The organism is Cellulomonas hominis (assembly GCF_005239125.1).
Taxonomy (GTDB): domain Bacteria; phylum Actinomycetota; class Actinomycetes; order Actinomycetales; family Cellulomonadaceae; genus Cellulomonas; species Cellulomonas hominis_A.
The window spans coordinates 1-2,074 of record NZ_SZYE01000318.1 but is presented as its reverse complement, the minus strand read 5'-3'; the positions used below and the strand labels follow the sequence as shown (position 1 = coordinate 2,074).

At 76.6% G+C, this 2,074-nt stretch carries 3 protein-coding genes; 1 reads left to right on the top strand and 2 read right to left on the bottom strand.

Features of this window, described 5'->3' with window-relative positions; genetic code table 11:
- Positions 1–29: 29 nt before the first annotated feature.
- Both FA014_RS19320 and FA014_RS19315 read right to left on the bottom strand, forming a co-directional pair.
- Positions 30–815, bottom strand: coding sequence for an aldo/keto reductase (locus FA014_RS19320; RefSeq protein WP_154731226.1), 786 nt, complete (start codon positions 813–815; stop codon positions 30–32).
- Positions 816–829: 14 nt separating this feature from the next.
- On the bottom strand, positions 830–1,705 hold the full coding sequence (locus FA014_RS19315; RefSeq protein ID WP_154731225.1) for a helix-turn-helix transcriptional regulator: 876 nt from the start codon (positions 1,703–1,705) through the stop codon (positions 830–832).
- Between the two features lie 111 nt (positions 1,706–1,816).
- On the opposite strand from FA014_RS19315, the gene FA014_RS20360 reads away from it, so the two are divergent.
- Positions 1,817–1,954: a hypothetical protein gene (locus FA014_RS20360; protein WP_195969393.1), complete on the top strand. Its 138-nt coding sequence runs from the start codon at positions 1,817–1,819 to the stop codon at positions 1,952–1,954.
- Positions 1,955–2,074: the final 120 nt, after the last annotated feature.

The following is a 2,074-nucleotide window of genomic DNA, read 5'->3' as shown; positions in this document are numbered from 1 at the left end:
GCGGTTCGGCGGCGTCGCGCCCGGCTCCGTCACCTGCCGCCCAGGCCGTCGATCCGCGCGAGCTCGTCGGCCGACAGGGAGAACTGCAGCGCCTCGAGGTTGTGCGCGATCCGGTCCCGGTTCGTGGACTTGGGGATCACGACGATCCCGTGGTCGACGTGCCAGCGCAGCACCACCTGGCGGGGGCTGACGCCGTGCGCCTCGGCGATCTGCGTCAGCACCGGGTCGTCCAGGTCGGTCCGCTTGAACGGGCTGTACCCCTCGACGACCACGCCGCGCTCCGCGTGCGCCGCGAGCAGGTCGGCGTCGAAGTCGCCCGGGCTCCACGGGATCTGGTTCACCGCGGGCGCCTCGCCGGTGGCCGCGATGAGCTCGTCGATCTGCGCGATCGAGTAGTTGGACACGCCGATCGACCGGACCAGGCCCTCGTCGCGCGCGGCGATGAACTGCTCCCAGGTGGCCGGCGTGGCCTGCTTGTTCGGCGGCCAGTGCACCAGCCACAGGTCGAGGTGGTCGGTGCCGAGCGCGGCCAGCGACTCGTGCAGGGTCTGGCGCTCGCGGCCCGCGTGGTCCGGCGGCAGCTTGGTGGTGACGAACACGGCGTCGCGGTCGACGTCGACCAGGGACAGCGCGCGGCCGACCTCCGCCTCGTTGCCGTAGCCGGTGGCGGTGTCGACGTGCGTGTAGCCGAGCTCGAGCGCCGCGACCACGGCGCGCTCGGCGTCGCCGCCCTCGGACTGCCAGGTGCCCAGGCCGAACAGGGGCATCTCGCCGCCGGGGAGCGTGACGGTGGGGATCTGCGGAGCAGGTGTCATGCCTCCATCGTGGCTCAGCCCGCGGCGCGGGGCCACGGCAGCGGCGGGACCGGCGGCGCGACCACCGACGCCGACGGCCGGCCCGCGGACGCCGCAGCCGCCCGCGCCGCCCGGCGGAACTGCGCCGGCGTCTCCCCGGTCAGCCGCCCGAACGTCCGGGTGAACGAGGCCTGGTCGTAGAAGCCCGCGGCCGCGGCGACCTCGGCGAGCGGCAGGTCGGACCCGGCGAGCAGCCCGGCGGCGTGGTCGACCCGCGCCCGCAGCACGTACTGCTGCGGCGACAGCGCGTACACCCGGCGGACCCGGCGGTCGAGCGTCGACGGCGAGCAGCCCGCCGCCTCCGCCAGCTCGGCCACCGTCGGCGGGTCCGCGAGCCGGCCCTGCACGAACGCCGCGACCCGGGACAGCGCCTCGACGGTCGCGCCGTCGGCGTCGCCCGCGCGCAGCGCCTGGGAGATGCTCACCAGCCCGACGACGGCACCGGCGTCGTCGCGGACCGGCTCCTTCGACGTCAGGTACCAGCCGGGCGGGCCGCCGGGGCGGCGGATCAGCTCGAGCTCGCGGTGCAGCGGGCGGCCGGTGGCGAGCACGTCGCGGTCCTGCGCGTCGTACCGCTCGGCGAGGTGGGGGAGGAACAGCTCGGCGGCGGTCCGGCCGACGACCGCCCGGCGGGACCGCTCCGGGGTGCGGCGGACGAACGCGTCGTTCACCACCACGTACCGGCCGGTGACGTCCTTGGCGCAGAACATCGTGCCGGTGAGGTCGTCGCACAGCCGGAGCAGCGCCGGGGTGAGGGCGCGCAGCAGGGCGCGGGCGGCGTCGGGGGCGCCGGGCGTCCCGGGTGCGGGCGTCCCGGCCGCGACGGCGGGGTGGGGTGGACGGCGTTCCATGTCGGGGGCAGCGTAGGTGCTGCGCGTGACGGGCACGTGTCACGGATCGGGCCCGGTGGCCCGGCCGATCCGTGCAAGACGGGCCGCGGGCGGCTCGGGAAGGATCCCGCCATGACGACGACCCACGACCCGGCCGCCGCGGCCGGCGCCGCCGAGCCCGCCGCCGCGACCGCCCCGGAGCGCCTGACCGCGGACGCGGTGGACCTCGCGCACCGCTGGCTGGCCGCGACCGCCGCGGACGAGACCTGATGAGCCTGGACCCGCCGTTCATCCCCGAGCTGGCCAACGCCGGGTTCCTGGCGCCGGTGCCCGACGACATCGCCGAGCAGGTGAGCCAGGACGTCGCCGAGGGTGCGCTGCAGGGCGCGT